Raw genomic sequence first — 23,317 nt, forward strand, 5'->3', positions numbered from 1 at the left:
TCAGTGTATCGTTCGATCGGCCACATGCCACGCGCCCTCAGGGGCGCCGGGCATCGGCATCCCGGGTCTCCCCCCGCTGCACGCCACGTGGCCGCCATCGCCGGCCGGCGGCACAACGACGGGGGCGCCGTCTCCCGCGCATGCACGTCCCTGACGCGGCGGTGACCCCGGTGGCGGGCCGGTATTCCTGAACCGGGGCGGCAGTGTGGCCGTCGTGAACGCGCATTTTCGCCACATACGACCCGCTCGCCCATCCGGATCGGCTCGCTGCCCCACGTCCCCGCCCGAATCCGGCCCGGTCCCACAGGCCGCCAGTGTACTGTGTCAGAATGCACCCAGGTTGGCGACGGGACCGTAACGTGATTAACGCCGAGCTCTACCACCGTCTGCAGACGGTGCTGCGCGAGCGCGACCTGCGAGAGTTTCCCGCACCGCAGCGTCAGGGGGTCTTCCTGTTGCGCCTGATGATCGCGGTCGCCGAGGACGTCGCCCGCGGCCAGCTGACCCTGCGCGCGATGAGCCTGGTCTACACCACCCTGCTGTCGCTGGTGCCGCTGCTCGCGGTGAGCTTCTCGGTGCTCAAGGCGTTCGGCGTGCACAACCAGATCGAGCCCGCGCTGGCACGCTTCCTCACCCCGCTGGGTCCGCGCGGGGCGGAGATCACCGAGCAGATCGTCACCTTCGTGGAGAACATCCGCGTCGGTGTGCTCGGCGCCGTGGGTATGGCACTGCTGCTCTACACCGTGGTCGCGCTGATGCAGAAGATCGAGCAGGCCTTCAACGCCGCCTGGCGGGTCCAGCGACCGCGGCCGTTCACCCAGCGCTTCAGCGACTACCTCAGCGTGCTGCTCGTCGGCCCCGTGCTGGTGTTCTCCGCGCTGGGCATCACCGCCTCGTTCTTCAGCGCCGACTGGGTCCAGCGCCTGGCCGCCATTCAGCCCTTCGGTGTAGTGCTGGACGCGGTGGCGGCCCTGCTCCCCTATCTGCTCATCATCGCCGCGTTCGCCTTCATCTACCTGTTCGTGCCCAACACCCGGGTCCGCCCGACCGCGGCGCTGGTGGGCGCGCTGGTCGCCGGCGTGCTCTGGCAGAGCACCGGCTGGCTGTTCGCCTCCTTCGTCGCCGGCTCGACCCGCTATACCGCAATCTACTCGGCGTTTGCCGCACTCGTGATCTTCATGATCTGGCTCTACCTGAGCTGGTTGATCCTGCTCATGGGCGCGAGCATCGCCTACTACTACCAGTACCCAAGGCAGATGCTGCTCCACGGCGAGCCGGCGCCGCTGAGCCCGCGGCTGCGTGAACGGATCGCCCTCGCGATCATGGCCCGGGTTGCCACGGCGTTCTATGCACGCGCGCCGGCGCCGGGCGCGGAGGCCCTCGCTGAGGCGCTGCGCGTGCCCATGCACGCCGTCGGCGAGGGACTGGATGCGCTGGTCTCGACCGGCATGCTGTGCCCGCTCGAGGACCCGCACGGCCACACGGCCTACCTCCCGGGAACGCCGCCGGAGCGCACCACGCTGGCCGAGGTACTCGCCGCCGTGCGCCGCCACGGCGAACGCCCCGGCCTGGACCTGCACATGCTCCGGATCCCCGCCGCGGCACAGCGCGCCGCCGAGGCCTGGGACGCCTCGCTGGAGGACACGCTGAGCGGGGTCACGGTCAGGGATCTGACCCGGGAGGACATGGCATGACCCCGGCCCACGGCGGCGACGACCGGTTGATCCGGGATCTCCGGCTGCTGGAGGCCCTGGAGGCCCACGGCTCGATCAACGCCGCGGCGGAGGCGGCGGGCATGGGCTACCGCTCAGCCTGGAACCGCATCGAGCGTATCGCCAACCTGTCGACGGTACCGTTGCTGGAGCGCCGCACCGGCGGGCGCCGGGGCGGCGGCACCCGACTCACGCCGGCAGGGCAGCAGCTGCTGACGGCGTGGCGCCGGCTTGCCGAGGAGCAGGCGCGACTGGGTGAGGCCGGCGGGACGGTGGAGACAGACACCGAGGCACTCGCGTTGACCCGTCGGCTCGCCCTGCGCACCAGTGCCCGCAACCAGATCTTCGGCCGGGTGACGCGCATCCGCTCGGACGCCGTGGAGGTGGAGGTCTGCCTCACCCTGGCCGACGGCACCCAGGAGATCGCCTCGGTGATAACCGCGGAGAGCCTGCGCGAGCTGGGTATCCGCGAAGGCGACGGCGTCCACGCACTGATCAAGGCCTCCACGGTGATGATCGCCACCGACGTCACGGCGGTAAGCGCACGCAACCGCCTCTCCGGCCGAGTCGCACGCGTGGTTCCGGGCACGGTCAACGCGGAGGTGGTCATCGAGATCCCGGGCGGGCAGACCATCGCCGCCACCATCACCCGGGACAGCGTCGAACGCCTCGGCCTGGCACCCGGCGTGGCGGCCACGGCCCTGTTCAAGGCCTCGAGCGTGATCCTCGGTATCTGAGCCGGCGCTCAGACCAGCGCCACCGTCTTCGCCATCGCCCAGACCCGGCGGCCGGGCTCGATGCCCAGACGCTCCCGGGAGAGGCTGGATAACGACGCCAGCAGCCGTCCGCCGTCCGTGGCCACGGCCACCAGGCAGCGCCCTTCCGCCGGCTCGGCCGTCACGGTCTCCACGACCCCCTGGAAGCGGTTCAGCGCGCTGGTCGCCCCCGGCGACTCCAGCGCCAGGGTGACGTCGCTGGCGTGAATGCGCACCCGCACGGCACGCCCCTCCGGGACATGCTCTCCGGCCAGCCACACCGGTGTACTACCGCAGCGCAGCTCGCTCATGTGGTGACGGGCATCGTAGCCGACGCCCCGTGCCTCCAGCACCGCGCCGGCGTCCTCCCGCCGGGCCAGCGGCAAGTCCGGCCGCGCCAGCATCTCGGTGAGCCGTCCGCCGGCGGTGACACGACCACCGTCCATGAGCAGCAGGTGTCCGGCGAGACGCACGACCTCGTCGAGGTTGTGGGTGACCAGCAGTGTCGGCAGCCGGAGCTCGGCCACCGCACGCTCCAGCCACGGCAGGATCTCCCGGCGGTGCCCCTCGTCGACGGCGGAGAGCGGCTCGTCGAGGAGCAGTACCCGCGGCCGGGCCAGCAGGGTCCGGGCGATCGCGACGCGCTGGCGCTCGCCCCCGGACAGCTCGGCCGGTGCCCGGCGGAGCAGCGCACCGATGCCGAGCAGCTCGAGCAGCTCGTCGCGCTCCGCCGCCGTCGCGCCGCTGCGCCGCGCGGCATAGCGCAGGTTGCCGGCGACGCTGAGGTGGGCGAACAGCCGCGCGTCCTGGAAGACCAGCCCCACCCGCCTCGCCTCCACCGGGACCCAGATACCGTCGGCATCGTCGTGCACCACGTGCCCGTCCAGCACGATCCGCCCGCGGGGCCGCTCCAGCCCGGCGATGCAGCGCAGGAGCGTGGTCTTGCCGCAGCCGGAGGGACCGAACACGGCGGTAACACCATCGGCGGGCAACGTCTGGTCCACGGTGAGCCGGAAGCCCGGACGCTCCAGGGCGACGGACAGCGCGAGGCTCATGCGCCCACCCCCCGGAACCGCCGGTTGCCCCAGTAGACCGCGCATAGCAGCAGGAAGGCGAGCACCAGCAGCATTGCCGAGAGGACGTGCGCATGACCGTAGTCCAGCGCCTCGACGTGATCGTAGATGGCGATGGATACCACCTGGGTCCGCCCCGGTATGTTGCCGCCGATCATGAGCACGACCCCGAACTCGCCGACGGTATGGGCGAACCCCAGGGTGACAGCGGAGATGAAGCCGCGGGCGGCCAGCGGCACAGCCACGGTGAAGAAACGGTCCCGCCGGCCGGCCCCCAGGGTCGCGGCCGCCTCGAGTGGCCCGTGGCCCACGGCGGCGAAGCTGTTCTGCAGGGGCTGGACGACAAACGGCAGCGAGTAGACCACGGAGCCAACGACCAGGCCGGCGAAGGTGAACGCCAGCGGCGCGCCGCCCATGGCCACGAGTGCGCCGCCGACGGGCCCGTTCGGGCCAAGCAGCAGCAGGAGGTAGAAACCCAGCACCGTGGGCGGAAGCACCAGCGGCAACGCCACCGTGGCCTCGACCAGGGTGCGCCAGCGCGATCGGCTGTGCGCCAGCCACCAGGCCAGCGGCGTCCCCAGCACCAGCAGGATGACCACCGTTGTGGCAGCCAGCTGCAGCGTCAGCACCAATGCATTCAGATCACCGGGATTCAACACCCCTGCCCGCTCCCTGCCTGCACCGTCCGGATCACTCCGCCGCGGGACGGCGGTAGCCGTAACGCTCGATAATCGCCCCGGCCTCGGGGCCACGGACAAAGTCGATGAAATCGCGCACCGCCTGCCCGTCCTTCAGGACAACGGCCTGCTGGCGTATCGGCTCGTGCAGCGATTCCGGCACCACCCAGTGGCTACCGCTGACCTCGCCGTCCGGCCCGATCACCTGGGACAGGGCCACGAAGCCGACCGGGGCGTTGCCGCTGGCCACGAAGTGGTACGTCTGGGCAATGTTCTCACCCATGACCACCTTCGGCTGCAGCCGCTGCCACTGGTCAAGCGCCTCGAGCGTCTGCCGCGCGGCGAGCCCGTAGGGGGCGAGGCGCGGATTGGCGATCGCCAGCCGCCGGATGCCGTCGCCCTTCAGGGCCTCGCGGCCGTCGTCGAAGGCGTCCGTGTCCTTGCTCCAGAACACGATCCGGCCCTGGGCGTACGTGAAACGGCTTCCCTTTACGATGTGGCCGCCGGATTCCAGCTTGCGGGGCCGTTTGACGTCGGCGGCGAAGAACGCGTCGAAGGGCGCACCGTTCACGATCTGGGCGTAGTGCTTGCCGGTGGACCCGAATGCCAGGGTGACCTCGTTATCCGATGTCTTTTCATAACGCGACGCAATATCCTGCATCGCGTGGGTGAAGTTCGAGGCCACCGCGACGTGGATCTCCGCCGCCCCCGCCAATCCCGGAATCATTGCAAGGCAGGCGATCAGGACGGCGGCCAGACGTGTACGGGTGACAGGATCGGACATGACTCGATGCTCCCGGAAGGATGTATTCGCAATGCACCTTATTACATAACGAGTCTGCCCGGCAAGGCCGGGGCCGGACGTGCCGGCCCCGGCGGCTCAGAACGGCGGCTGCTCGATACCCGGCTGCGTCGCGACGAGCGAGGGCCGCGAGGCGATCACACCGAGCCAGCTCGGCAGTTCGCTGGCCATCCCCCGCCAGTCGAAGTCGGGCAGGCGGAAGTCGAGGAACTCCAGTGCCACTGCCACGGCGAGGCTGCCCATGTCGGGGCGGTCCACGACGGGCCGGACGACCCTGTCTAGCACGGCAACCCCGCGCACCAGGGCATCATGGCGACGCTGGATCACCGGATCACCGTCGTCACCGTCCCGGAAACGGCGATGGACGACGATCCCCACCGCCGAGTCGATCAGCCCCTGGGCCAGCCCCAGCTTGCGATGGACCTCCTCGACACGATCAAGGGGCATAAGGCGCGGCTCCGGGAAGCGGCGCTCCAGGTAGAGCGCGATGATCGCGCTCTCGGTGAGGCAGACACCCTCCTCATCCTCCAGCACCGGGACCCGCGAGAACGGCGAGACCGCCAGCAGCGCCTCCGGGCTCTCCCACGGGTTCACCCATACCGGGGTGACCCGCGAGTCCAGCTGCTTCTCCAGCAGCACCGTCCGCACCAGACGGGCGTAGGGCGAGGTGGGCGAGGTGTAGAGCTTCATGGGTGGGTCCTCCTCCGGCGGCGACGGCCGCGCCGCGCGCCTATTTCGTCCCGTACATGCGGTCCCCGGCGTCCCCCAGGCCGGGGACGATATAGGCCTTCTCATTGAGGCCTTCGTCGACCACTGCCGTGTAGACGGGGACGTCCGGATGGGTCTCCTGGAAAGTCGCCACCCCCTCCGGCGAGGCCACCAGACACAGGAAGCGGATGTCCCGGGCGCCGTCCTCCTTGATCCGGGATACCGCCGCGGCCGCCGAGTGACCGGTGGCGAGCATGGGATCGACGACCACGATGCGACGCTCATCGATGGCAGCGGGCATCTTGTAATAGTACTCCACCGGCTGGAGGGTCTTGTGATCGCGGTAGAGCCCGACGTGACCGACCCGTGCGGTGGGGATGAGTTCGAGCATTCCCTCCAGCAGGCCGTTGCCGGCACGCAGGATGGACACGAAGCAGAGCTTCTTGCCCTCGAGGGTCGGCGCCTCCGCCATGTGTGCCAGCGGCGTGTCCACCGATCGGGTGGTCAGCGGGAGGTCACGAGTAACCTCGTAGGCGAGCAGTGTCGAGAGCTCGCGGAGGACGTCGCGGAATTTCGCGGTGGAGGTGTCGCGGTCGCGCAGAACGGTGAGCTTGTGCTGCACCAGGGGATGATCGATGACGGTCACCGATGAGTGCATGGGTCGTTTTCCTCAGAAGGGCCGGTGTGGGCAACTGGGCGGCAAGGATAGCAAAGGGAGCGAAGGTGCGCCGATGCCGTCGTCCGCACAAAAAAACAGGGGCGCCGTTCGGGCGCCCCTGTCGGTGCTGGCTCGTCGGCCGCTGCCTCAGGGCAGCAGGTGAGCGACGGCGTCGCGCTCCTCGACGAGCTCCTGCTCGGTCGCCGCCATGCGCTCCCGGGAGAAGTCGTCGATGTCGAGCCCCTGGACGATGCTGTACTGACCGTTGCTCACACGGCAGGGGAAGGAGTAGATGATGCCTTCCGCAATGCCGTAGCTGCCGTCCGACGGGATCGCCATGCTGACCCAGTCGTCCTTCGGCGTACCGAGGGTCCAGTCGCGCATGTGGTCGATCGCCGCACTCGCCGCCGAGGCCGCACTCGACTGACCGCGCGCCTTGATGATCGCGGCGCCGCGCTGCTGCACCGTGGGGATGAACTCGTCCACCAGCCACTGCTGCTCGACCAGGTCCCGGGCAGGCTGGCCGGAGACGCTGGCGTGGTTGATGTCGGGATACTGGGTCGCCGAGTGATTGCCCCAGACCACCATGTTACGGATGTCGGTGGTGTGGCAGCCGGTGCGGTTGGCGAGCTGCGCCAGCGCACGATTGTGGTCCAGGCGCATCATCGCGGTAAAGCGGCCCGGATCGAGGTCCGGCGCGTTGCGCTGCGCGATGAGGGCGTTGGTGTTCGCCGGATTGCCGACCACGAGCACGCGCACGTCGCGGCTGGCAACGTCGTTCAGCGCCTTGCCCTGGGCCGAGAAGATGGAGGCATTCGCCTCGAGCAGGTCCTTGCGCTCCATGCCCGGGCCGCGCGGCTTGGCACCAACGAGCAGCGCATAGTCGGCGTCCTTGAACGCCTCCTCGCCCTTGTCGCTCATGGTGATGCCTGCGACCAACGGGAACGCGCAGTCCTCCAGCTCCATGGCGACGCCGTTGAGCGCATCGAGCGCCGGCGTGATCTCGAGCAACTGGAGGATGACCGGCTGATCCGGGCCGAGCATATCGCCGGCGGCGATACGGAACAGCAGGCTGTAGCCGATCTGCCCGGCGGCACCGGTCACCGCAACGCGTACAGGTGCTTTCATGGAGGATCTCCTAGATTGCCTGGGGAAATGAGGCCAACGGCGGGTACCGCCGTACGATCGGGCACGCATTGTATCAGATGCGCCGTACCCGCGCCCCTAGTCTCCCTTGCGGCCACCGCCGCCGGCCTCGCGCAACGCCTCCCAGAACGCGCGCTGGAAGGGCTCGAGCCCGGGGAATTCCGACTGCGACGAGGCCCGCAGCATGCTTGCCGGGTCGTACCCCTCCCAGCCCTCGTGCATGCGCTTGCGCACCGACTCCACCACCTCCTCGTGAAGGGGGGACACGTCGGGCAGGCCAAAGAAACGCCTGGCCTCCTCCGGCGTGAGGTCGATATCCACCTTGATCCGCATCCCCTGCCTCCTGCCGCTATTCCGCGGCGAACGTCACCGGGTCGCCCACGGCCAGCCCCAGCGCCGCGGCCGCGCTGCCCTGGTTGACCGCGATCTCCACCAATCCGAAGGCGTTCTCGTACCAGAACGCCTCGCCCACCTCGCGGTCCGAGAACGTCCGCGCCCGGGGCAGCGCCCGTCCCGCAAGAACCGGCGCCCTGCCCGGCGGAACGCTATCGGCGCGGCGCCCGGTCATCGCATTGCCGAAGCCGTCAATGTAGACCACCCGGTCCTCCCCGGCTGGTGCATCACGGTCGACCCAGTCGTCCACCGCCCGCACGCCGGCAGGGAAACGCCCTACCGCGAGGCTCGCTGCGGCGGGCGCGAACACGTCCCGCCCGTGAAAGCTCGGCGACGCACCGCCGACCGCCGGCAGCCGCCACGCCCGCGCGTCGTCCCCCCGTAGCAGCGGCGCCAGCAGGCCGTTGTCCGGGCCGACGTACCACCGGTCCGCGACCCGAGCCACCAGCGCCTCGCGGCTGCTCCCGACACCCGGGTCGACGACCGCCACGACAATGCAGCGCCGTGGCAGCCCGGGCGCGAGCGCATCCAGCAGGAGACCCGCCTCCCGCGGCCGGAAGCGAGGCGCGTCGTGCATCAGGTCGACGATCGGGGTCGCCGCGACCCGGCCCGCTATCACCCGGTGCAGCAGACCGACATAGGGGCCCTCCAGCCCGAAATCCGTATACAAAAGGATCATGGCCGTCACCCCCTGGCATTCGCCCATAAAAAAACCGGACGGCGCGATGCGCTCGTCCGGTCCGATCGGCCTGAACGGCCCACCGCCTTAGTCCTCGTCCGCCTCGTCGGCCTCCGCCTCGAGGTCAACGGGACGGTCCACCAGCTCGACGAGCGCCATGGGCGCATTGTCGCCGGGGCGGAAACCGGCCTTCAGCACCCGCAGGTAGCCACCGGGGCGCTGCTGGTAGCGCGGACCGAGCTCGCGGAAGAGCTTGTCCACCGCCTGCTTGTCGCGCAGCCGGGAGAACGCGAGACGACGATTCGCCACCGAGTCCTCCTTCGCGAGGGTGATCAGCGGTTCCGCCACCCCTCGAAGCTCCTTCGCCTTGGGCAGCGTGGTGCGGATCGCCTCGTGATGGAACAGCGAGGCCGCCATATTACGGAACATCGCGCGGCGATGGCTGCTGTTGCGATTGAACTTTCGTCCGGATTTACGATGACGCATGTCTGTCTTCCTTCAATCCTGCGGTGCTCAGCCGAGCGCGCGGTTCGCGTCGTCGAACCCGGCCGGCGGCCAGTTGTCCAGGCGCATGCCGAGCTGCAGCCCGTGCTGCGCGAGGACCTCCTTGATCTCGTTGAGCGACTTCTTGCCGAGGTTCGGGGTCTTGAGCAGCTCCACCTCGGTCTTCTGCACGAGATCCCCGACGTAGTGGATGCTCTCCGCCTTGAGGCAGTTCGCCGATCGCACCGTGAGCTCCAGGTCGTCGATCGGGCGCAGAAGCACCGGATCAACCTCCGGCTCCTCGCGCTCCGGCTCGGCGCTGTCCTCACCGCCCTCGAGGTCGACGAACACGGCCAGCTGATCGCGCAGCAGCCCCGCGGCGAAGCGCACGGCCTCCTCCGGCTCAAGCACGCCATTCGTCTCGATATCCATGACGAGCTTGTCCAGGTCGGTACGCTGCTCGACACGGGCGCTCTCGACGTTGTAAGCGACCCGCTGGACGGGGCTGTACGTCGCGTCGAGCTGCAGCCGGCCGATGGTGCGCTCCTCGTCGCGCTCCCGCGCCGTCGCCGGCTCGTAGCCGCGACCACGCTCGATCTTGATCGTCGCCTCGAACGACGTCTCCTTCGTCAGCGTCGCGATGACCAGATCCGGATTCTTGACCTCCACGTCGTGGGAGGCCTCGATGTCACCCGCAGTAACCGTGCCCGGACCGGTCTTCGAGAGCCGGAGCGTCGCCTCGTCGCGGGCATGGAGCCGCACGGCGAGCTTCTTGAGATTGAGCAGGACGTCCACGACGTCCTCGTGCACACCCTCGATCGCGGTGTACTCGTGGAGAACGCCCTCGATCTCCACCTCTGTCACCGCATACCCCGGCATGGACGACAGCAGCACCCGGCGCAACGCATTGCCCAGGGTGTGCCCGAAGCCGCGCTCCAGCGGTTCCAGCGCGACCTTCGCGCGCCGGTCGCTGAGCGTCTCGACGTCGACCACCCGCGGTTTGAGATAGTCCTTGAACTGACCCTGCATGAGGCTAGACCTCTCGCTTGTTCCGCCCGCCTCGGGACCTTACTTCGAGTACAACTCGATGATCAGATGCTCGTTGATCTCCTGAGAGAGGTCCGAGCGGTCCGGCACCTGTTTGAAGGTCCCGGTGCACTGATTCGTGTCGACATCGACCCACTGCGGGAATCCGGCCTGCTGCGCCATCTCCAGCGCCGCCTGCACCCGCACCTGCTTGCTGGCCTTCTCCTTGAGGGAGACCACATCGCCCGGTTTGACCTGGGCCGAGGCCACGTTGGTCACGCGGTCGTTGATCTTCACCGCGCGGTGCGCGACCAGCTGGCGCGCCTCCGCACGGGTCGAGCCGAAGCCCATCCGATAGACCACGTTGTCGAGCCGGCACTCCAGCAGCTGGAGCAGGTTTTCACCGGTGTTGCCCTTGCGCCGGTCCGCCTCGCGGTAGTACTTGCGGAACTGCTTCTCCAGCACGCCGTACATGCGGCGGACCTTCTGCTTCTCGCGAAGCTGCAGGCCGTAGTCGGACAGCCGCGTACGGCGCTGACCGTGCTGGCCGGGCGGCGTATCGAGCTTGCACTTGCTGTCGAGCGGACGCACGCCGCTCTTCAGCGACAGATCGGTGCCCTCGCGCCGGGCCAGCTTACATGTCGGTCCCGTGTACCTTGCCATGACCTTACCCCTTAGACGCGACGCTTCTTCGGCGGACGGCAACCATTGTGCGGAATGGGCGTCACGTCCGAGATGTTGGTGATTCGGTAGCCCGAGTTGTTCAGCGCGCGGACCGCCGACTCGCGCCCCGGACCGGGGCCCTTCACGCGGACCTCGAGGTTCTTCAGGCCATAGTCCTTCGCCGCCTCGCCGGCGCGCTCGGAGGCGACCTGCGCGGCGAAGGGCGTGCTCTTGCGGGAGCCGCGAAACCCGCTACCCCCGGCACTCGCCCACGCCAGCGCGTTGCCCTGCCGGTCGGTAATCGTGATGACTGTGTTGTTGAACGTCGCGTTCACGTGCGCGATACCGTCCACTACGGTGCGCTTGACGCGCTTACGTCCCCGGCTCGTCGCTTTCGCCATATTGACCGTCCTGAATCCTCAAGTCCTAAACTGCTGTGCGAACCCTACCGGGTCACCGGCCGACGGGGACCCTTGCGGGTACGCGCATTGGTACGCGTGCGCTGCCCCCGGACCGTGAGCCCCCGCCGGTGGCGGATGCCCCGGTAGCAACCCAGGTCCATGAGCCGTTTGATGTCCATCGCCACGCTGCGCCGCAGGTCGCCCTCGACAACATACTTGCCGACCTCCTGCCGCAGCGTCTCGAGCTCCTCGTCGGAGAGCTCGCGGATCCGGCGATCCACAGGGATCCCGGCCGCCTCGCAGATCGCCCGCGCCCGCGTGCGCCCGACGCCATAAATGGACGTCAGCGCGATCGACGCGTGCTTGTTCGCGGGAATGTTTACGCCAGCTATACGGGCCATGCAGTTACTCCCAATACCCCTTGCCCGCGGAAAGCCCGCTAGTATAGCGGGCAATCCACCGAGTGTTCAACTCATTACCGCCGCGGTCAGCCCTGGCGCTGCTTGTGCCGGCCGTCCGAGCAGATTACGCGAACCGTACCCCGCCGCTTGATCACCTTGCAGTTGCGGCAGATCTTCTTCACCGACGCGCGTACCTTCATGGTCTCTCTCCGCAAATCCTAGCCATCACCGCTCGACAAGCGGCAAACGGTACCAAAAACGAAACGCCCCCGCAGCCCGTCCGGGCCACGGGAGTCCGGAATCCGGCCCTAGCCCAGCAGCCCGCCGCCACCGCGACCATGGGCCTTGAGATTGGCCTTCTTCATCAGCGGCTCGTACTGGTGGGAGAGCAGGTGCGCCTGCACCTGGGACATAAAGTCCATCACTACCACCACGATGATCAGCAGCGAGGTCCCGCCGAAGTAGAACGGTACGTTCCAGTACAGCAGCAGGAACTCCGGCATCAGGCAGACCGCCGTGATGTAGAGCGCCCCGACCAGCGTGAGCCGTGTCATCACCTTGTCGATGTAACGGGCCGTCTGCTCCCCCGGACGGATCCCCGGGATGAACGCACCGGACCGCTTGAGGTTATCGGCGGTCTCACGGGCGTTGAACACCAGCGCGGTGTAGAAGAAGCAGAAAAAGATGATCGCCACCGCGTAAAAGGTGATGTAGAGCGGCTGCCCCGGGCTGAGCATGTTCCCGATGGTCTGCAGCCAGCCCATCGACCCCTGGCCGAACCACTGCCCCAGTGTCGCCGGGAACAGGATGATGCTCGACGCGAAGATCGGCGGGATCACGCCGGCCATGTTCAGCTTCAGCGGCAGGTGGCTCGACTGGGCCGCGTACATCCGACGCCCCTGCTGGCGCCGCGCGTACTGCACGGTAATCCGCCGCTGACCCCGCTCGACGAAGACGATGAACGCGATCACCGCGATCGCCAGCGCCAGGAAGAACAGCACCGTGAGAATCGAGAGCTCACCCGTGCTTGCCAGCTCGAGCGTGCCGCCGAGCGCCTGCGGCAGCCCGGCAACGATGCCCGCGAAGATCAGCAGCGAGATGCCGTTACCGATACCGCGCTCGGTAATCTGTTCACCGAGCCACATCAGGAACAGCGTTCCCGTCACCAGCGTCACCGTGCCGATGAACACGAACGCCAGGCCCGGATTCAGCACCACACCCTGGTTCTGCAACGCGAACGTGATGCCCACACCCTGGAACGTCGCCAGCGCGAGCGTCCCGTAACGCGTGTACTTCGTGATCTGGCGCCGACCCTGCTCACCCTCCTTGCGCAGCTGCTCGAGCTGCGGGATCACCATGCTCATGAGCTGCATGATGATCGAGGCGGAGATATAGGGCATGACGCCAAGGGCGAAGATCGACAGCCGCTTGAGGGCACCACCCGAGAACATGTTGAACATGTCCAGGATGGTGCCGGACTGCTGCTGGAACATCTGGGCCAGTGCGGCCTGGTCGATGCCCGGAATCGTCAGATGCGCACCCAGGCGGTAGACCGCCAGCGCGACGATCACGAAGACCAGACGCTGCCGGACCTCGGTCAACCGACCGAGGCCCGCAAGCCCGTTCGCGTTTGCCGGTGACTTGGCCAATTTAAGCCTCTACCTTGCCGCCCGCCTGCTCGATCGCCGCCACCGCGCCGCGAGTGACCCCGAGGCCGCGCACGGTGTAGGCGCCGCCGGGCTCGCCCGAGGCGATGACCTTGGCGTGACGCGCCTGCGTGGGCACGATGCCGGCCTGCTTGAGCCCGGCGAGGTCGACGGTGTCGCCCTCGACGTACTTCAGTTCGGAGAGACGGACCTCGGCGACATAGCGACCGCGGCGCGAGCGGAAGCCGACCTTCGGCACCCGGCGCTGCAGCGGCATCTGGCCGCCCTCGAAGCCCACCTTATGGAAGCCGCCGCTGCGCGACTTCTGTCCCTTGTGGCCCCGGCCGCCGGTCTTGCCGTTGCCGGAGGAATGCCCACGGCCGACACGGTCGGCCTCGGGCCGGCTGCCGTCAGCGGGCCGAATGCTGTTGAGTCGCATCGCTCAGGCCTCCTCTACCTTCAGCATGTAGGCGACCTTGCGGATCATGCCCCGGTTCTCCGGGGTGTCGCCCACGGTGACGGTCTGGTGCATGCGCCGCAGCCCCAGGCCGGCGACACAGGCCTTGTGATCACGCAGCCGCCCGGAGGTGCTGCGCACGAGCGTAACCTTGAGTTGCTTGCTGTTCGCCATGATTAACCCAGGATTTCCTCGACGGTCTTGCCGCGGCGCCGCGCAACCAGCTCCGGCGACTGGTACTGCGTGAGCGCGTTGATCGTCGCACGCACCACGTTCAGCGGGTTACGCGAGCCGATGGTCTTGGCGAGCACGTCCTGCACGCCCACGACCTCGAAGACCGCGCGCATCGCACCGCCGGCGATGATGCCAGTACCGGCGGAGGCGGGCTGAACGTAGACCTTGCTGGACCCGTGCCAGCCCGTCATCGCGTACTGCAGGGTGTTCTCGTTGAGATGGACCTGGCGCATGTTCTTGCGCGCCTTCTCCATCGCCTTCTGGATCGCCAGCGGCACCTCCCGTGCCTTGCCGTACCCGAAGCCGACGGAGCCTTCGCCGTCGCCGACCACGGTGAGCGCGGTGAAGCCGAACTGACGACCGCCCTTCACCACCTTGGCCACGCGATTGATCTCGATGAGCTTCTCGCGGAGCCCCTCGTTGCTAACGTCGCTCGTCGCCATTACTACGCTGCCCCTGATCAGAACTTGAGACCGGCTTCCCGCGCGGCATCCGCCAGCGCCTGGACACGGCCATGGTACTTGAACCCGGCGCGGTCGAAAGCGACCTCTTCAACGCCGGCTGCCCGCGCCCGCTCCGCGATGGCACGGCCCACGGCCTTCGCCGCCTCGACATTGCCACCCGAGGTCAGATCGCCCAGGACCCCCTTCTCGAGGGTCGAGGCCGCCGCCAGCGTGCGATCCGCATCCGGCGCGATGATCTGTGCATAGGTGTGGCGCGGCGTCCGGTGGATGGTGAGCCGGTAGGCGCCGCGTTCCCGAATCTTGGCCCGCGCGCGCCGCGCGCGCCGGAGCCGTGCTGCCTTCTTATCCATAACGCCTCACCTGACCTACTTCTTCTTGGCTTCCTTGAGCACCACGCGTTCCTCCGCGTAGCGCACGCCCTTACCCTTGTACGGCTCCGGCGGCCGGAAGCCGCGGATCTTCGCCGCTACCTGGCCGACCAGCTGCTTGTCGACGCCCTTGACGACGACCTCGGTCTGGCTGGGCGTCTCGACAGTGACGCCCTCCGGCACCGGAAAGTCCACCGGGTGGGAGAAACCAAGCGTGAGATTGACCGTATCGCCCTTCGCCTGGGCGCGATAGCCGACGCCGACCAGCTGCAGCCGACGCTCCCAGCCCGTGCTCACGCCGATCACCATGTTGTTGATCAGCGCGCGGGTGGTTCCCGCCAGCGCAACGGCTTCCTGGCGCTCGCTCGTCGCGGCACACTGCACCACGCCGTCGGCCTGCTCGACCGTCACCCACGGGTGAACCTCGTGGTTGAGCTCGCCCTTCGGCCCCTTCACCGCCACATGGCGTCCGTCGATGCTGACCTCGACACCCGACGGGACTTGGACCGGACTTTTCGCAACTCTGGACATGATTCTGGATCCCGTCGTTAAAAGACCACGCAAAGAATCTCACCACCGTGCCCGGCGGCGCGGGCCGCACGATCGGTCATGACACCCTTGGAGGTCGACACGATCGCCGTGCCCAGCCCGCCGCGCACGCGCGGCAGGGTCCGTTTGCCCTCGAAACGGCGCAGACCCGGCCGGCTCACCCGCTGGATCTCCTCGATCACCGGGCGGCCCTCGTGATACTTGAGTCCGATTACCAGCTCGGGCTTCTTCTCGGAGCCCTCCACACGGTAATCCTCGATATAGCCCTCGTCCTTGAGCACCCGCGCAATGGCACCCTTGAGTTTGGACGACGGCATGCTGACTTCCGCCTTCTCCGCGGTCTGACCGTTGCGGATCCGGGTCAGCATGTCCGCAATGGGATCCGTCATGCTCATGTTCGCGTCACCTGATTACCCAGTCTTGGTTTGAACGCAGCCGGCCTACCAGCTCGACAGCTTCAGCCCCGGAACCTCACCGCGCATCGCCGCCTGGCGAAGCTGGTTCCGGGACAGGCCGAACTTCCGGTAGACGCCCTTGGGTCGACCGGTCACGCGGCAACGGCTGACCTGCCGCACGGGACTCGAGTTCCGCGGGAGGGACTGCAGCTTCTCCTGCGCCTCGGTGCGCTCCTCATCGGTGCTGTTCGGGCTCTTGATGATCGCCTTGAGCTCCGCGCGCTTGGCCGCGTACTTGCGGGCGAGCCGCTCGCGCTTGTGCTCGCGCTCAATCATGGAAACCTTTGCCATACCGTCCTCGTCTATTTCCGGAACGGGAAGTTGAAACCTTCGAGCAGGGCACGCCCTTCCTCGTCGGTCTTCGCCGTGGTGCCGATGGAGATGTCCATCCCGCGGACCGAGTCGACCTTGTCGTACTCGATCTCGGGAAAGATGATCTGCTCGCGCACGCCCACGTTATAGTTCCCGCGGCCATCGAACGCCCGCGGCGAAAAGCCACGGAAGTCGCGCACACGCGGCGAGGCGATGTTGATGAAGCGGTCGAGGAACTCGTACATCCGCTCACGCCGCAGCGTCACCTTGCAGCCGATCGGCCAGCCTTCGCGGATCTTGAAACCCGCCACCGACTTGCGCGCGTTCGTGACCACCGGCCGCTGGCCGGTCAGCGCCGCGAGTTCCTCGGTCGCCGACTCCAGGACCTTCTTGTCCCGGATCGCCTCGCCGAGGCCCATGTTGATCACCACCTTCTCGAGCCGCGGCACCTCCATGGGATTGGAGTAGCCGAAGCGCTCGGTCAGGCTCCCGGCGATCTCTTTCTGATAGAGCTCACGCAGCCTTGCCATTGCGGCACCCTAGTCGATCTGTTCGTTGTTGGACTTGAAGACGCGCACCTTGCGACCGTCTTCCTCGACGCGAACACCGACGCGGTCCGCCTTGCCGGTCTTCGCGTTATAGATCGCCACGTTCGAGACGTGGAGCGGCATCTCCTTATCGACGATACCGCCCTGCACGCCTGCCTGCGGGTTCGCGCGCTGGTGTTTCTTGGCGACGTTGACGTTTTCCACGACAACCCGCGCCTTTTCCGGAAGCACGCGAAGCACCCGCCCGCGCCGGCCCTTGTCCTTGCCGGCGATAACGATCACTTCATCACCTTTCCTGATCTTGCGCATGACAACCTCTGCCTAGAGAACCTCGGGCGCGAGCGAGATGATGCGCATAAACTGCTCTGTGCGCAGCTCGCGCGTCACCGGGCCGAACACGCGCGTGCCGATCGGCTGCAGGTTATTGTTCAGCAGCACCGCGGCGTTGCCGTCGAAGCGGATCACCGAACCGTCCGCGCGGCGCACGCCGCGACGGGTACGCACGACGACCGCACTGTAGACATCACCCTTCTTGACCCGCCCGCGCGGGATCGCGTCCTTTACGCTCACCTTGATGATGTCGCCGATGCCGGCGTAGCGACGCCGCGAGCCACCCAGTACCTTGATGCACTGCAGCTGCCGCGCCCCGCTGTTGTCCGCCGCACCGAGAAGAGTCTGCATCTGAATCATGGCGACCTACTCGCTCTCTAATGCGTTAACCACGCGACCCCGGCGGGGCCGCCGCGAAATGGCTACTGGGCGGCCTTCTCGAGGACCTTCACGAGCCGCCAGCTCTTCGACTTGGAGTACGGGCGGCACTCCTCGACCGCGACCCAGTCGCCCTCACGGCACTCGTTCGACTCGTCGTGTGCGCGGAGCTTGGTGGTCCGGCGGACGTACTTGCCGTAGAGCGGATGCTGCTCCATACGTTCGACGGCGACGGTCACCGTCTTGTCCGTCCGCGCGCTGATCACGCGGCCGTTGACCGTGCGTTTGGTGCTCACCTGGTCGCTCATGACGCCTCGCTCGACCTCTGTTTCTCGTTGATCACGGTCTTGATCCGTGCAATGTCACGCCGCACCTTGCCCAGCTGGTCCGGGCGGCCGAGCTGGCCGCTGGCCTGCTGCATGCGCAGGTTGAACTGCTCCTTGCGCCGCTCGAGCAGCTCCTGCTGCAGCGCGCTCGCGTCCTTATCGCGCAGCTCACTTACCTTCATCACAGCACCGTCCGATGTACAAAGGTGGTCTTGACCGGAAGCTTCGCGCCGGCACGACGGAATGCCTCGCGGGCCACGTCCTCGGCGACACCCTCGATCTCGTAGATCACGCGCCCGGGCTGGACGACGGCGGACCAGTGGTCGACGTTGCCCTTGCCCTTACCCTGGCGGACCTCCAGCGGCTTCGCCGAGATCGGCTTGTCCGGGAAGATCCGGATCCAGATCTTGCCGCCACGCTTGACGTGACGATTGATCGCCCGGCGGCCGGCCTCGATCTGGCGTGCCGTGATCGGGCCGCGCGTGGTGGCCTTCAGGCCGTACTCGCCGAAGGCGACCGTCGTGCCCCGCGCGGCCAGGCCGTTGTTACGGCCCTTCTGCTGCTTGCGGAACTTCGTTCGCTTGGGCTGAAGCATGTCCTATTCCCCTCTCGCGTCAGCTCGCCGCGCGCTTGGTCTTGCCGGACTCCGGCGCCAGGTGCGTGTCCAGGACCTCGCCCTTGAACACCCAGACCTTCACGCCGATCACGCCGTAGGTCGTCTTCGCCTCGGCGAAGCCGTAGTCGATGTCCGCGCGCAGTGTGTGCAACGGCACGCGGCCCTCGCGGTACCACTCGCTGCGCGCGATCTCGGCGCCGTTGAGACGGCCACCGACCTGGATCTTGATGCCCTGGGCGCCGAGGCGCATGGCGTTGCCGACCGCCCGCTTCATCGCGCGGCGGAACATGATCCGGCGCACGAGCTGCTGGGCGACGTTCTCCGCGACCAGCTGCGCGTCGAGCTCCGGCTTGCGGACCTCCTCGATATTGATATGCACCGGGATGCCCATCATGCTGGCGAGCTGCCGGCGCAGCGCCTCGATGTCCTCGCCCTTCTTGCCGATCACGATCCCCGGCCGCGCCGTGTGGATCGTGATCAGGGCGTTCTTCGCCGGGCGCTCGATCTTCACGCGGCTGATCGAGGCGTGCGCGAGACGCTCCTTGATGTAGCTCCGCACGGCAAGGTCGGTGTTGAGAAAATCACCGTAGTTCTTGCTGTCGGCATACCACATGGAACGCCAGTCCTCGGTAATGCCGAGTCGGAATCCGGTCGGATGAACCTTGTGACCCATGGCGCCCCCTTACTGCTCTGCAACGGCCACGGTGATGTGGCTCGTGCGCTTGAGGATCCGCGTCGCGCGACCCTTCGCGCGCGCCTGGATCCGCTTGTACATCGGACCTTCGTCCACGAAGATACGGCTCACCCGCAGCTCGTCGATGTCCGCGCCCTCGTTGTGCTCCGCGTTGGCGATCGCGGAATCGAGCACCTTGCGCACGATCCCGGCGGCCTTCTGCGGGCTGAACTCCAGAACCTCCAGAGCGCGACTGACCGGCAGGCCGCGCACCTGGTCGGCGACCAGACGGGCCTTCTGCGGCGAGATCATCGCGTAGCGGAGCCTAGCAGCCGTTTCCATGCGTTACCTCTTCGACTTCTTGTCCGCCGCGTGCCCGCGATAGGTGCGACTCGCTGCGAACTCGCCCAGTTTGTGCCCGACCATGTTCTCATTGATGAGAACCGGGACGTGCTGCCGCCCGTTGTGAACGGCGATGGTCAGGCCGACCATCTCCGGAACGATCATGGAGCGGCGCGACCAGGTCTTGATCGGGCGCTTGCTATTGGCTTCTGACGCCGCCTGCACCTTCTTGAGGAGGTGCACGTCGACGAACGGGCCTTTACGAATCGAGCGTGGCACGGATCCCCACCCCTCTATGCGTTAGCGTTTGCGACGGCGCACGATGAACTTCTCGGTGCGCTTGTTCGTTCGGGTCTTGTGACCCTTGGTGGGCACGCCCCACGGGGTAACCGGGTGACGGCCACCGGAGGTGCGGCCCTCGCCGCCGCCGTGCGGATGGTCCACCGGGTTCATGACCACGCCGCGGACCGTCGGCCGACGGCCGCGCCAGCGCGTCGCGCCGGCCTTGCCGAGTGAGCGCAGGCTGTGTTCCTGATTCCCGACCTCGCCGACCGTCGCGCGGCAGTCCGCCAGGATCTTGCGCATCTCCCCGGAGCGCAGGCGCAGCGTCGCGTAGGCGCCCTCACGGGCGACCAGCTGCGCGCCGGCACCGGCGGAGCGCACCAGCTGCGCGCCCTTGCCCGGCCGCATCTCCACGCAGTGCACCTGGGTGCCCAGCGGGATGTTGCGCAGCGGCAGCGCGTTGCCCGGCTTGATCGGGGCCTCGACGCCGGAGACCACCTGCTGGCCGACCCGCACGCCGCGGGGCGCGATGATGTAGCGGCGCTCACCGTCCGCGTACAGCACCAGCGCGAGGTTGGCGCTGCGGTTCGGATCGTACTCCAGGCGCTCGACGCGGGCGGCGATGCCGTCCTTATCGCGCTTGAAGTCGATAACGCGGTAGCGCCGCTTGTGTCCGCCGCCCCGGTGCCGGGTGGTCATCCGGCCCTGGCTGTTGCGACCGCCGGACTTCGAGAGCTTGCGCACCAGCGGTGCGTAGGGCTCACCCCGGTGCAGCTCGCGGTCCCGGATCTCGACCACGAAGCGGCGCCCAGGGGAACTCGGTTTCGCCTTGACGAGTGCCATAATAATTCGTCCCGTATTCCCGCCGCGTTATTCCGCCGCCTCGAGGAAGTCGAGCTCCTGGCCCGCCTCGAGGGCGACGTACGCCTTCTTCCAGTCCGGGCGCCGGCCGCGGATGCGCCCGAAACCCTTGTTCTTGCCGTTCACGTTCACGACGCGGACGTCACGAACGCGGACCTCGAAGAGCTGCTCCACCGCCTTGCGGATCTCCGGCTTGCTCGCGTCGCGGGCGACGCGGAAGACGACCTGCTCACCATCGTCGGCGACCAGGGTGCTCTTCTCGGAGATGTGCGGGCCGAGCAGCACCTGATAGATACGCTCCGGATTCATGCCAGCCACTCCTCGACACGGCGCACCGCGTCGGCCGTGATGATGACGCGCTCGTGGCGCAGCAGGTTGACGGGGTTGACCCCCATCACGTCGGTGACGTCCACCCGAGGCAGGTTGCGCGTGGCGAGAAAGAGCTCCCGAGGGACCTCGTTCGCCACAATGAGCGCGTCCTCACCGCCGAGCTCCCCGAGCCGCCGGGCTGCCGCCTTCGTCCGCGGCTCGTCGATGCCGACCCCGTCAACAACGACCAGCCGCTGCTGGCGCGCGAGCTCGGAGAGTATGGAGCGCAGCGCACCGCGATACATCTTGCGGTTGACCTTCTGCGAGAAGTCCCGCGGCATCGCCGCAAAGGTCTTCCCGCCGCCGCGCCAGATCGGGCTGCGGATGGTACCGGCACGTGCTCGCCCCGTACCCTTCTGCCGCCACGGCTTGCTGCCGCCGCCGCTGACGTCGCTGCGCCCCTTCTGGGCCTTCGTGCCGGAGCGGCCGCCCGCAAGGTACGCGGTAACGACCTGATGAACCAGCGGCTCGCGGAACTCCGCGCCGAACACGTGATCGGAGACGTCCACGCCGCTGCCTTCACGCACCTGGAGCTGCATCAGTTATCCCCCTTCGCGTGAGCTTTGACCGCCGGCCGGATAATCACGTCACCTTCACGGCTACCCGGAACACCGCCCTTGATCAGCAGGAGCCCGCGCTCGCCGTCGACGCGAACAACCTCGAGGTTCTGCGCAGTGCGGCGCACGTTCCCCATCTGCCCGGACATCTTCTTGCCGGGGAACACGCGCCCCGGGTCCTGAGCCTGGCCGATGGAGCCCGGCTTGCGGTGCGACTTCGAGTTGCCGTGGCTGTTGTCCTGGGTGTGGAAGTGGTGGCGCTTGACCGTGCCGGCGAAGCCCTTGCCCTTGGTCACACCCACGACGTCCACGAGCTGGCCGGCCTCGAACTGGTCCACGCCGAGCTCGCCCCCGGCCTCAACGGTCTCCTCACCGTCGAGACGGAACTCCCACAGCCCGCGACCCATTTCCACACCGGCGCGCGCAACGTGTCCGGCGACGGGCTTGGTCACGCGCGAGGGACGCCGGCTCCCGGTCGTCACCTGGACCGCGCGGTAACCGTCCTGCTCTTCGGTCTTGAGCTGCGTGACCCGATTGGCAGTCACCTCGACCACCGTTACCGGTATCGACGCCCCGTCCTCGGTAAAGACACGGGTCATGCCGCACTTACGACCGACGATTCCGATTGCCATCGTCGTTACCCTCTCCAGAAATACAAAGACTACCGGGCGCCGTCGAGCGGCGCTCGGAGCGTGAGCCAACGTTATCCGACAGCCCGGTAGCCCGGTGTTTCAAATGGGCCCGCCCCAGCTGACCGAGACCTGGCTCGGGGCCGGGGTAGTTCCCAAGCAGCGTTAGTAGAGCTTGATCTGGACATCGACGCCGGCGGCGAGGTCGAGCTTCATGAGCGCATCAACCGTCTTCTCCGTCGGGTCCACGATGTCCATAAGACGCTTGTGCGTCCTAATCTCGTACTGATCGCGCGCGTCCTTGTTGACGTGCGGCGAAATGAGGATTGTATACCGCTCTTTCTTCGTAGGCAATGGGATGGGACCCTTAACCTGGGCCCCGGTCCGCTTGGCGGTCTCCACGATCTCGCGCGCCGACTGGTCGATCAGCCGATGGTCAAACGCCTTGAGACGAATGCGGATTTTCTGACTCGTCGCCATAGTACTTTACTCGATGATCTTGGAGACGACGCCGGCGCCGACGGTACGACCGCCCTCACGCACCGCGAAGCGCAGCCCCTCTTCCATGGCGATCGGCGCGATCAGCGACACCGTCATCTTCACGTTGTCGCCCGGCATCACCATCTCCGTGCCCTCCGGCAGGTCACAGGCACCCGTGACGTCGGTGGTACGGAAGTAGAACTGCGGCCGGTAGCCGTTGAAGAACGGCGTGTGACGGCCACCCTCGTCCTTGGAGAGCACGTAGACCTCGCACTCGAACTTCGTGTGCGGGGTGATCGTGCCCGGCTTGCACAGCACCTGCCCGCGCTCGACCTCGTCGCGCTTGGTGCCACGCAGCAGCGCACCGATGTTGTCGCCCGCCTGCCCCTGATCGAGCAGCTTGCGGAACATCTCCACACCGGTGACCGTGGTCTTCGTGGTGTCGCGCAGACCCACGATCTCGACCTCCTCGCCGGTCTTGATCACGCCGCGCTCGACACGACCGGTCACCACCGTGCCGCGACCCGAGATCGAGAACACGTCCTCGATCGGCATCAGGAACGGGCCGTCGATCGCGCGGCTCGGCTCCGGGATGTACTCGTCCATCGACTGCACCAGGCGGATGATCGACGGCGCGCCGATCTCCGACTCGTCACCCTCCAGCGCCTTCAACGCCGAGCCGGTGATCACCGGGATGTCGTCGCCCGGGAAGTCGTAGTCACTGAGCAGCTCCCGGACCTCCATCTCCACGAGCTCCAGCAGCTCCTCGTCGTCGACCATGTCCGCCTTGTTCAGGTAGACCACCATCGACGGCACACCCACCTGGCGCGCCAGCAGGATGTGCTCACGCGTCTGCGGCATCGG

Annotated in this window: 39 protein-coding genes; 2 read left to right on the plus strand and 37 right to left on the minus strand. The window is 67.4% G+C overall.

Annotated features, from left to right (window positions below; genetic code table 11):
- Positions 1 to 359 precede the first annotated feature (359 nt).
- Both C516_RS0113090 and C516_RS19540 read left to right on the plus strand, forming a co-directional pair.
- On the plus strand, positions 360 to 1,694 hold the full coding sequence (locus C516_RS0113090; protein ID WP_018718858.1) for a YihY/virulence factor BrkB family protein: 1,335 nt from the start codon (positions 360 to 362) through the stop codon (positions 1,692 to 1,694).
- Positions 1,691 to 2,449, plus strand: coding sequence for a TOBE domain-containing protein (locus C516_RS19540; protein WP_018718859.1), 759 nt, complete (start codon positions 1,691 to 1,693; stop codon positions 2,447 to 2,449). Before C516_RS0113090 ends, C516_RS19540 begins: the two co-directional genes overlap by 4 nt.
- Positions 2,450 to 2,457: 8 nt before the next feature.
- On the opposite strand, the gene modC is transcribed toward C516_RS19540, so the two are convergent.
- The 37 genes from modC to C516_RS0113280 form a co-directional block, all read right to left on the minus strand.
- Positions 2,458 to 3,522: a molybdenum ABC transporter ATP-binding protein gene (gene modC / locus C516_RS0113100; protein WP_018718860.1), complete on the minus strand. Its 1,065-nt coding sequence runs from the start codon at positions 3,520 to 3,522 to the stop codon at positions 2,458 to 2,460.
- Positions 3,519 to 4,169 (minus strand): molybdate ABC transporter permease subunit, encoded by a 651-nt coding sequence (gene modB / locus C516_RS0113105; RefSeq protein WP_342662978.1) that lies wholly within the window; start codon positions 4,167 to 4,169, stop codon positions 3,519 to 3,521. Before modB ends, modC begins: the two co-directional genes overlap by 4 nt.
- Positions 4,170 to 4,230: 61 nt before the next feature.
- Positions 4,231 to 5,001, minus strand: coding sequence for a molybdate ABC transporter substrate-binding protein (gene modA / locus C516_RS0113110; protein WP_018718862.1), 771 nt, complete (start codon positions 4,999 to 5,001; stop codon positions 4,231 to 4,233).
- Positions 5,002 to 5,097: 96 nt separating this feature from the next.
- The gene (locus tag C516_RS0113115) at positions 5,098 to 5,709 is read right to left on the minus strand and encodes a glutathione S-transferase family protein (RefSeq protein WP_018718863.1); all 612 of its coding nucleotides are present in this window, start codon (positions 5,707 to 5,709) and stop codon (positions 5,098 to 5,100) included.
- Positions 5,710 to 5,749: 40 nt separating this feature from the next.
- On the minus strand, positions 5,750 to 6,385 hold the full coding sequence (gene upp / locus C516_RS0113120; protein ID WP_018718864.1) for a uracil phosphoribosyltransferase: 636 nt from the start codon (positions 6,383 to 6,385) through the stop codon (positions 5,750 to 5,752).
- A 147-nt stretch (positions 6,386 to 6,532) separates the two neighbouring features.
- Positions 6,533 to 7,513: a malate dehydrogenase gene (locus C516_RS0113125; protein WP_026321176.1), complete on the minus strand. Its 981-nt coding sequence runs from the start codon at positions 7,511 to 7,513 to the stop codon at positions 6,533 to 6,535.
- 96 nt (positions 7,514 to 7,609) lie between these two features.
- Positions 7,610 to 7,864 carry a DUF6489 family protein gene (locus C516_RS0113130; protein ID WP_018718866.1) on the minus strand — a complete coding sequence of 85 codons (255 nt, stop codon included), beginning with the start codon at positions 7,862 to 7,864 and terminating at the stop codon, positions 7,610 to 7,612.
- Positions 7,865 to 7,880: 16 nt separating this feature from the next.
- Positions 7,881 to 8,603: an SAM hydrolase/SAM-dependent halogenase family protein gene (locus C516_RS0113135; RefSeq protein ID WP_040409563.1), complete on the minus strand. Its 723-nt coding sequence runs from the start codon at positions 8,601 to 8,603 to the stop codon at positions 7,881 to 7,883.
- Between the two features lie 87 nt (positions 8,604 to 8,690).
- Positions 8,691 to 9,089 (minus strand): 50S ribosomal protein L17, encoded by a 399-nt coding sequence (gene rplQ / locus C516_RS0113140; RefSeq protein WP_018718868.1) that lies wholly within the window; start codon positions 9,087 to 9,089, stop codon positions 8,691 to 8,693.
- A gap of 27 nt (positions 9,090 to 9,116) precedes the next feature.
- Entirely contained in the window at positions 9,117 to 10,115 is a 999-nt protein-coding gene (locus tag C516_RS0113145; protein WP_018718869.1) for a DNA-directed RNA polymerase subunit alpha, read from the minus strand.
- Between the two features lie 39 nt (positions 10,116 to 10,154).
- The gene (gene rpsD / locus C516_RS0113150) at positions 10,155 to 10,775 is read right to left on the minus strand and encodes a 30S ribosomal protein S4 (protein ID WP_018718870.1); all 621 of its coding nucleotides are present in this window, start codon (positions 10,773 to 10,775) and stop codon (positions 10,155 to 10,157) included.
- 11 nt (positions 10,776 to 10,786) lie between these two features.
- Positions 10,787 to 11,176 (minus strand): 30S ribosomal protein S11, encoded by a 390-nt coding sequence (gene rpsK / locus C516_RS0113155; protein WP_018718871.1) that lies wholly within the window; start codon positions 11,174 to 11,176, stop codon positions 10,787 to 10,789.
- Positions 11,177 to 11,220: 44 nt separating this feature from the next.
- Positions 11,221 to 11,577 (minus strand): 30S ribosomal protein S13, encoded by a 357-nt coding sequence (rpsM, locus tag C516_RS0113160; RefSeq protein ID WP_018718872.1) that lies wholly within the window; start codon positions 11,575 to 11,577, stop codon positions 11,221 to 11,223.
- Positions 11,578 to 11,663: 86 nt separating this feature from the next.
- Positions 11,664 to 11,777 carry a 50S ribosomal protein L36 gene (gene rpmJ, locus C516_RS0113165; protein WP_018718873.1) on the minus strand — a complete coding sequence of 38 codons (114 nt, stop codon included), beginning with the start codon at positions 11,775 to 11,777 and terminating at the stop codon, positions 11,664 to 11,666.
- Positions 11,778 to 11,885: 108 nt separating this feature from the next.
- The gene (gene secY / locus C516_RS0113170) at positions 11,886 to 13,178 is read right to left on the minus strand and encodes a preprotein translocase subunit SecY (RefSeq protein ID WP_018718874.1); all 1,293 of its coding nucleotides are present in this window, start codon (positions 13,176 to 13,178) and stop codon (positions 11,886 to 11,888) included.
- A gap of 49 nt (positions 13,179 to 13,227) precedes the next feature.
- On the minus strand, positions 13,228 to 13,662 hold the full coding sequence (gene rplO, locus C516_RS0113175) for a 50S ribosomal protein L15 (protein WP_018718875.1): 435 nt from the start codon (positions 13,660 to 13,662) through the stop codon (positions 13,228 to 13,230).
- A gap of 3 nt (positions 13,663 to 13,665) precedes the next feature.
- A complete protein-coding gene (rpmD, locus tag C516_RS0113180; RefSeq protein ID WP_018718876.1) occupies positions 13,666 to 13,854 on the minus strand; it encodes a 50S ribosomal protein L30 in 189 nt (62 codons plus the stop codon).
- A gap of 2 nt (positions 13,855 to 13,856) precedes the next feature.
- On the minus strand, positions 13,857 to 14,357 hold the full coding sequence (rpsE, locus tag C516_RS0113185) for a 30S ribosomal protein S5 (protein ID WP_018718877.1): 501 nt from the start codon (positions 14,355 to 14,357) through the stop codon (positions 13,857 to 13,859).
- A gap of 17 nt (positions 14,358 to 14,374) precedes the next feature.
- Positions 14,375 to 14,728, minus strand: a complete 354-nt coding sequence (rplR, locus tag C516_RS0113190) for a 50S ribosomal protein L18 (protein WP_018718878.1) — start codon at positions 14,726 to 14,728, stop codon at positions 14,375 to 14,377.
- Positions 14,729 to 14,743: 15 nt separating this feature from the next.
- Positions 14,744 to 15,277 carry a 50S ribosomal protein L6 gene (gene rplF / locus C516_RS0113195; protein WP_026321178.1) on the minus strand — a complete coding sequence of 178 codons (534 nt, stop codon included), beginning with the start codon at positions 15,275 to 15,277 and terminating at the stop codon, positions 14,744 to 14,746.
- Between the two features lie 17 nt (positions 15,278 to 15,294).
- A complete protein-coding gene (gene rpsH / locus C516_RS0113200) occupies positions 15,295 to 15,690 on the minus strand; it encodes a 30S ribosomal protein S8 (RefSeq protein WP_018718880.1) in 396 nt (131 codons plus the stop codon).
- 45 nt (positions 15,691 to 15,735) lie between these two features.
- Positions 15,736 to 16,041 carry a 30S ribosomal protein S14 gene (rpsN, locus tag C516_RS0113205; protein WP_026321179.1) on the minus strand — a complete coding sequence of 102 codons (306 nt, stop codon included), beginning with the start codon at positions 16,039 to 16,041 and terminating at the stop codon, positions 15,736 to 15,738.
- An 11-nt stretch (positions 16,042 to 16,052) separates the two neighbouring features.
- Complete coding sequence (gene rplE, locus C516_RS0113210) at positions 16,053 to 16,592, minus strand: 50S ribosomal protein L5 (RefSeq protein WP_018718882.1); 540 nt, start codon at positions 16,590 to 16,592, stop codon at positions 16,053 to 16,055.
- A 9-nt stretch (positions 16,593 to 16,601) separates the two neighbouring features.
- Positions 16,602 to 16,919, minus strand: coding sequence for a 50S ribosomal protein L24 (gene rplX / locus C516_RS0113215; RefSeq protein ID WP_026321180.1), 318 nt, complete (start codon positions 16,917 to 16,919; stop codon positions 16,602 to 16,604).
- Positions 16,920 to 16,931: 12 nt separating this feature from the next.
- Complete coding sequence (gene rplN, locus C516_RS0113220) at positions 16,932 to 17,300, minus strand: 50S ribosomal protein L14 (protein ID WP_018718884.1); 369 nt, start codon at positions 17,298 to 17,300, stop codon at positions 16,932 to 16,934.
- A gap of 62 nt (positions 17,301 to 17,362) precedes the next feature.
- Positions 17,363 to 17,626, minus strand: a complete 264-nt coding sequence (gene rpsQ / locus C516_RS0113225; RefSeq protein ID WP_018718885.1) for a 30S ribosomal protein S17 — start codon at positions 17,624 to 17,626, stop codon at positions 17,363 to 17,365.
- Positions 17,623 to 17,826, minus strand: a complete 204-nt coding sequence (gene rpmC, locus C516_RS0113230; protein WP_018718886.1) for a 50S ribosomal protein L29 — start codon at positions 17,824 to 17,826, stop codon at positions 17,623 to 17,625. Before rpmC ends, rpsQ begins: the two co-directional genes overlap by 4 nt.
- Positions 17,826 to 18,239: a 50S ribosomal protein L16 gene (gene rplP, locus C516_RS0113235; RefSeq protein WP_018718887.1), complete on the minus strand. Its 414-nt coding sequence runs from the start codon at positions 18,237 to 18,239 to the stop codon at positions 17,826 to 17,828. The genes rpmC and rplP overlap by 1 nt, the downstream gene beginning before the upstream one ends.
- 19 nt (positions 18,240 to 18,258) lie before the next feature.
- Positions 18,259 to 18,933, minus strand: a complete 675-nt coding sequence (gene rpsC, locus C516_RS0113240; protein WP_018718888.1) for a 30S ribosomal protein S3 — start codon at positions 18,931 to 18,933, stop codon at positions 18,259 to 18,261.
- A 9-nt stretch (positions 18,934 to 18,942) separates the two neighbouring features.
- Positions 18,943 to 19,275, minus strand: coding sequence for a 50S ribosomal protein L22 (gene rplV, locus C516_RS0113245; RefSeq protein WP_026321181.1), 333 nt, complete (start codon positions 19,273 to 19,275; stop codon positions 18,943 to 18,945).
- Between the two features lie 3 nt (positions 19,276 to 19,278).
- Positions 19,279 to 19,554 (minus strand): 30S ribosomal protein S19, encoded by a 276-nt coding sequence (gene rpsS / locus C516_RS0113250; protein ID WP_026321182.1) that lies wholly within the window; start codon positions 19,552 to 19,554, stop codon positions 19,279 to 19,281.
- A gap of 21 nt (positions 19,555 to 19,575) precedes the next feature.
- On the minus strand, positions 19,576 to 20,400 hold the full coding sequence (gene rplB / locus C516_RS0113255; RefSeq protein ID WP_018718891.1) for a 50S ribosomal protein L2: 825 nt from the start codon (positions 20,398 to 20,400) through the stop codon (positions 19,576 to 19,578).
- A 27-nt stretch (positions 20,401 to 20,427) separates the two neighbouring features.
- Complete coding sequence (rplW, locus tag C516_RS0113260; protein ID WP_018718892.1) at positions 20,428 to 20,727, minus strand: 50S ribosomal protein L23; 300 nt, start codon at positions 20,725 to 20,727, stop codon at positions 20,428 to 20,430.
- Positions 20,724 to 21,326, minus strand: a complete 603-nt coding sequence (rplD, locus tag C516_RS0113265; RefSeq protein ID WP_018718893.1) for a 50S ribosomal protein L4 — start codon at positions 21,324 to 21,326, stop codon at positions 20,724 to 20,726. The genes rplW and rplD overlap by 4 nt, the downstream gene beginning before the upstream one ends.
- Positions 21,326 to 21,976 carry a 50S ribosomal protein L3 gene (rplC, locus tag C516_RS0113270; RefSeq protein ID WP_018718894.1) on the minus strand — a complete coding sequence of 217 codons (651 nt, stop codon included), beginning with the start codon at positions 21,974 to 21,976 and terminating at the stop codon, positions 21,326 to 21,328. Before rplC ends, rplD begins: the two co-directional genes overlap by 1 nt.
- 162 nt (positions 21,977 to 22,138) lie before the next feature.
- Positions 22,139 to 22,453 (minus strand): 30S ribosomal protein S10, encoded by a 315-nt coding sequence (rpsJ, locus tag C516_RS0113275; RefSeq protein ID WP_018718895.1) that lies wholly within the window; start codon positions 22,451 to 22,453, stop codon positions 22,139 to 22,141.
- 6 nt (positions 22,454 to 22,459) lie between these two features.
- A partial coding sequence (locus tag C516_RS0113280; RefSeq protein WP_018719712.1) for an elongation factor Tu occupies positions 22,460 to 23,317 on the minus strand: 858 nt, incomplete at its 5' end.

It is taken from the genome of Arhodomonas aquaeolei DSM 8974 (assembly GCF_000374645.1).
In the GTDB taxonomy this organism is placed as follows: Bacteria; Pseudomonadota; Gammaproteobacteria; order Nitrococcales; family Nitrococcaceae; genus Arhodomonas; species Arhodomonas aquaeolei.